The sequence below is a fragment of the Tetragenococcus solitarius NBRC 100494 genome (genome assembly GCF_001544195.1).
Lineage (GTDB): Bacteria > Bacillota > Bacilli > Lactobacillales > Enterococcaceae > Tetragenococcus > Tetragenococcus solitarius.
Genome location: NZ_BCPY01000065.1, coordinates 1 through 5,914, shown reverse-complemented (window position 1 = coordinate 5,914; position 5,914 = coordinate 1). Strand labels below are relative to the sequence as shown.

The 5,914-nt window shown below is 39.6% G+C and carries 3 protein-coding genes and 1 pseudogene; all 4 read left to right on the top strand.

Annotated elements, in window-relative coordinates:
- The first annotated feature begins 362 nt into the window (after positions 1-362).
- The 4 genes and pseudogenes from TS1_RS11865 to TS1_RS11850 all read left to right on the top strand — a co-directional run bounded on the left by TS1_RS11865 (position 363) and on the right by TS1_RS11850 (position 5,807).
- A complete protein-coding gene (locus TS1_RS11865) occupies positions 363-818 on the top strand; it encodes a CopY/TcrY family copper transport repressor (RefSeq protein ID WP_068710689.1) in 456 nt (151 codons plus the stop codon).
- 12 nt (positions 819-830) lie between these two features.
- Positions 831-3,296 (top strand): annotated as a pseudogene (locus TS1_RS11860) (heavy metal translocating P-type ATPase).
- Positions 3,297-3,380: 84 nt separating this feature from the next.
- Complete coding sequence (gene tcrZ, locus TS1_RS11855; RefSeq protein WP_062532177.1) at positions 3,381-3,587, top strand: copper chaperone TcrZ; 207 nt, start codon at positions 3,381-3,383, stop codon at positions 3,585-3,587.
- Positions 3,588-3,725: 138 nt separating this feature from the next.
- Positions 3,726-5,807 (top strand): heavy metal translocating P-type ATPase, encoded by a 2,082-nt coding sequence (locus TS1_RS11850; protein ID WP_068710688.1) that lies wholly within the window; start codon positions 3,726-3,728, stop codon positions 5,805-5,807.
- Positions 5,808-5,914: the final 107 nt, after the last annotated feature.

The following is a 5,914-nucleotide window of genomic DNA, read 5'->3' as shown; positions in this document are numbered from 1 at the left end:
ACAACAAATTAATTTTTCAATGTGAAGCAGGAATTGCTTTATCCACACACAAAAATGAATTTGAAGTAATTTTTCATGCATTTGCACTCAAATTGCTATTAGTAGACACAAGTTCATTTGATTAGAAAAAAGATCATCATTGCTTTAAAGAAGCCCATAAAAAAGGAGAAAAACAAAAAAGGAAGTGATGAGCGGGGGAAAATCGTCTAATAACTGTCTTACAAGTGGCATTTCCTCTTCATGTAAAGACACGTTTTTCTTTTGTCCGGTATTTAAAAAAGACTTGACAAGAATGGTTTACAATAGTAAACTTATCTCAAACATTTACGTTTACGCATGTAAACAATAAGGAGGGAAAGAGAATGAGTACAATAGTAGTTAACCCTTATATCACAGATGCTGAATGGGAAGTTATGCGTGTAGTCTGGGCGAATGGCCGAGTGACTAGTAAAGAAGTCATTTCTACATTGGAAGAGAAAATGGACTGGAAACAAGCGACAACCAAAACGCTCTTAGGTCGACTCGTGGGAAAAGGCGCACTGAATACAGAGCAAGAAGGTAGAAAATATATTTATTCGGCAAATATCGAAGAGAAAGAAGCGGTAAGAAGTTTTACAAACGATATTTTCGATCGTATTTGTCGGAAGAATGTCGGGAATGTAATAGAGAGTATCATTAAGGATCATACTTTAAGTTTCGATGATATCCAACGGCTAGAAGAAATATTAGAGATGAAAAAAGCTTTCGCAGTAGAAGAAGTTGATTGTCAGTGTGCAGAATGGCAATGCGATTGCCATTTACATCATCATGGAGAATAAGGAGCGAAAAAATTGGAGAATAAATCATTTGCCATAGAAGGGATGACCTGTGCGTCTTGTGCACAGACAGTAGAAAAAGCAGCAAAAAAGGTTCGTGGGGTCACAAAGGCTTCCGTAAACCTAGCAACAGAGAAGTTAAGTATAGAGTACGATGAACCAACTTTTTCGGTAGAAAATCTACAAAAAGCAGTGGATAATTCAGGGTATGAAATGATTGCCCAAGAAGGAACGACGCAAACCTTTGCCATAGAAGGGATGACCTGTGCATCCTGTGCACAGACAATTGAAAAAGCTGTCGGAAAGTTGTCGGGCGTAGATAAAGCTTCAGTCAATTTAGCGACAGAAAAAATGTAAGTTTCTTATAACCCGTCAGCAATTTCAGTATCTGATGTGACTGGTGCTGTATCCAATAGTGGTTATGCAGCCGTATTAGAAACAACTGAGACTCAAGATAATTCACGAGCAGAGAAGCGTGAGAAAAAAGAAAAAAGAATGAAGCAACTTTCAAATCGTTTTGGGATATCCATTATATTTACAATCCCTTTACTAATTATATCCATGGGTCCAATGGTCGGTATGCCTCTACCAAATATCGTTGACCCAATGATAAATGCATTTAATTTTTCTCTTTTACAACTTATTCTGACTTTGCCGATAATGGTAGTAAGCTGGGAATATTTCCAGAAGGGATTCAAAACCTTATTTAAAGGTCACCCAAATATGGATTCCCTGATTGCCCTTGGTACCGCGGCCGCTTTTGTATACAGTCTGGCAGCGACGATCGAGACTGGCTTAGGTTACGGGAACTTTTCAGATTTACTTTACTATGAAGTGACTGGAGTTATCTTAACTCTTCATACGTTAGGGTTATTTTTAGAAGAGCGATCAAAGGGGCAAATGTCCTCAGCGATTGAAAAATTAGTCAACTTGGTTCCTAAAACAGCTCGAGTGATACGTAATGGTGTGGAACAAGAGATTACTGTGGACGAAGTCGCTTTAGGAGATGTTATTCGAGTTCGTCCGGGAGAAAGTATGCCTGTAGATGGTGTTGTTGTTGAGGGACGCACTTCAGTCGATGAATCAATGCTGACAGGAGAAAGTATCCCCGTGGAAAAGGAAAGTGGAGACGAGGTTATTGGGGCTAGTATCAATAAAAATGGTTCCATTGATTACCGCGCGACTCGAGTGGGAAGTGATACAACTCTATCTCAAATCATAAAATTAGTAGAAGATGCTCAAGGGTCTAAAGCACCCATTGCTCGAATGGCCGATATCATTACCAGATATTTCGTACCGATTGTTATAGCATTAGCCGTTTTAGCAGGGATTGCTTGGTTAATTGCAGGTCAATCTGGAATATTTACTTTATCCGTTATCATAACAACCCTTGTCATTGCTTGTCCATGTGCCTTAGGTTTGGCGACTCCAACAAGTATTATGGTTGGAACCGGAAAAGGGGCAGAACATGGTGTCTTGATAAAAAGTGGTGAGGCGTTAGAAACCACTCATAATTTAGACACGATTGTATTTGATAAAACAGGGACACTGACAGAAGGTAAACCTATCGTGACGGATATTTTGGTAACTCCTCTTATTACTAAAGAAAATCTTTTATATTATGCAGCTTCCGGTGAAACAGGTTCTGAACACCCATTAGGCGAAGCCATCGTACAGAAATCAAAAGAAGAGAACATGACATTAGCTAAACCAGATCATTTTGAAGCGATTCCTGGACACAGGATTCGAGTTGAAATTGAGGGCAAAGATATGTACATTGGAAACCGTAAACTGATGCTAGAGCAAAAGATTGATTTATCAAGCATGGAAAAAGAATCCGATCGTTTAGCAGACGAAGGAAAAACACCGATGTATCTCTCTGTTGATGGAGAACTAGCTGGAATTATCGCAGTAGCTGACACACTCAAGGAAAATAGTATGAAGGCTGTTAAAGAACTTAGAAGACGCGGTGTTGAAGTAATCATGATTACTGGAGATAACAAACGTACAGCCAAAGCGATTGCTAAGCAAGTGGGTATAGACAGTGTATTAAGTGAAGTATTACCTGAAGATAAAGCAGAGGAAGTCAAAAAACTACAAGAGGCAGGCAAGAAGGTAGCGATGGTTGGAGACGGCATTAACGATGCACCCGCATTAGCTCAAGCAGATATCGGTATTGCAGTTGGATCAGGTACAGACGTGGCGATTGAATCGGCTGATATTGTCCTTATGCGTAATGATTTAACCACTGTATTGACTGCGATTGATTTAAGTCATGCAACGCTACGAAACATTAAACAAAACTTGTTCTGGGCTTTTGCTTACAACCTTGTAGGTATTCCAGTTGCGATGGGTCTCTTGTATATTTTTGGCGGACCATTGATGAGTCCAATGTTTGCGGCAGTCGCCATGAGTTTCAGCTCCGTATCGGTCTTGCTCAATGCTTTACGGTTAAGACGATTCAAACCAGCAGTTGTTTAGAAAACACGTAGCTTATCTGGGATTTAAACTTCTTCCTATTCTAATAATAGGAGAAGATAAAAAAATAAAAAGGGGAATAGAATAATGAAAAAAGAAGTCTTATTAGATGGCGTAAAATGTGCAGGTTGTGCCAATACAGTGCAAGAAAAATTTTCAGCTATTGAAGGGGTTGAATCTGTAGAGGTTGATTTAGCGACTAAAAAAGCAGTACTTGAAAGTCAAACAGAGATTGATACCGAAACGCTCAATGCTGCTTTAGCAGAAACTAACTATTCAGTATTAAGTGCATAAAGTACGAATACCATTTATTCATAGATAGTAGATAGAGATAAAGTATAGAACCCTTTTCATGATAATTATATGCAGTGTTAGATGAGAGGGTTCTAAAACTTTAAAATCAGTCTCTAATCTAATAAGGAGGAATTAAAGATGAGTAATAACAAAAAACATTCGTCACATAGTCATCATAATCACGGCGACATGGATCACTCAAAACACGACCATAATGAAATGGAACATCACGGGGGGCATCACGATCATCATGCTGGTCATGACCACAGTGGGCATGGCGGGCACGATCATCACCACCATGGAGATTTCAAGGAACTCTTTTTAAAGTCATTGCCATTGGGAATCATTATTATGTTATTATCCCCTATGTTTGGGTTCCAACTACCATTCCAGTTTACATTTCAGTATTCTGATATATTGGTGGTTCTTCTCTCTACGATTTTGTACATTTATGGAGGTAAACCTTTCTATATGGGGTCAATAGATGAGTTTAAAGAAAAAGCTCCTGGAATGATGGCTCTTGTCACTCTTGGTATCTCTGTATCCTACTTTTACAGTGTTTATGCAGTCATTGCTAGATATGTGACTGGTGAACATGTGATGGACTTTTTCTTTGAATTTTCTTCATTACTATTAATCATGTTGTTAGGTCACTGGATTGAGATGAAAGCTGTTGGAGAAGCAGGAGATGCACAAAAAGCATTGGCTGAGTTGGTGCCGAAAGATGCTCATGTTGTATTGGAAGACGATTCAATTGAAACACGTCCAGTTGCTGACTTGCAAGTAGGTGATTTGATTCGTGTTCAAGCCGGAGAAAATGTTCCAGCAGATGGAACGATCCAGCGCGGCGAATCACGTGTTAACGAAGCACTTTTGACTGGGGAATCGAAACCAATTGAAAAAAATCCCGGAGATGAAGTTATCGGTGGATCAACCAATGGTGACGGAGTCCTCTATGTGGAAATAAAGCAGACGGGCGATAAGTCCTTCATATCTCAGGTTCAGACATTAATCAGTCAAGCTCAAAGCCAACCATCTCAGGCAGAAAATCTTGCACAAAAAGTTTCAGGATGGCTCTTTTATATTGCGGTTATTGTAGCGCTTATTGCCCTTGTTATATGGATGATTATCGCTGATGTACCAACGGCAGTTATTTTTACAGTCACCACATTAGTTATTGCTTGTCCGCATGCGCTGGGTCTGGCTATTCCATTGGTTACCGCACGTAGTACCAGCTTAGGGGCCAGTCGTGGATTATTAGTGAAAGACCGCGAAGCTTTGGAGTTGACTACAAATGCAGATGCTATGGTTTTAGATAAAACGGGAACTTTAACGACTGGTGGGTTTAAAGTACTAGATGTTGAACTCTTTAATGATAAATATGCGAAAGATGAAATTGTTGCCTTATTGGCAGGTATCGAAGGCGGATCTAGTCATCCTATCGCTCAGTCAATTATCAGTTACGCAGAACAGCAAGGGATACGTCCAGTAAGTTTTGATTCGATTGATGTTATTTCTGGCGCTGGTGTAGAAGGTCAAGCTAACGGACATCGTTATCAATTAATCAGTCAAAAAGCATATGGACGTAATCTGGATATGGATATTCCAAAAGGAGCAACCCTCAGTGTCTTAGTAGAAAACGACGAAGCAATCGGTGCTGTAGCTTTAGGGGATGAATTAAAACCAACAAGTAAAGAATTAATACAAGCCCTTAAAAAGAACAACATTCAACCCATTATGGCAACGGGTGACAATGAAAAAGCGGCTCAAGGAGCGGCAGAAATTTTAGATATTGATTATCTAGCTAATCAATCTCCTCAAGACAAATATGAATTAGTTGAAAAACTTAAAGCAGAAGGAAAGAAAGTTATCATGGTCGGTGACGGGGTCAACGATGCACCTTCTCTTGCATTAGCAGACGTTGGTATAGCTGTTGGTGCCGGAACTCAAGTAGCATTGGATTCAGCCGATGTCATCTTGACACAGTCAGACCCTGGCGACATTGAATCCTTTATCGAGTTGGCTCAGAAGACCACACGTAAGATGAAAGAAAATCTTGTTTGGGGAGCAGGGTATAACTTTATCGCGATCCCAATAGCTGCAGGAATACTAGCACCAATTGGCATAACATTAAGTCCAGCAGTCGGTGCCGTCTTGATGTCACTTTCGACTGTAATTGTTGCCATCAATGCTATGACATTGAAATTAGAGCCAAAATAAACAGTTATTTGGCACATGAAATAATTGAATGACCTTATCGTGTAAAAATACAATAGTTTCACAGGAAAGGAAGAGATGGAATAATTTAAAAAATCATCTCTTCCCCT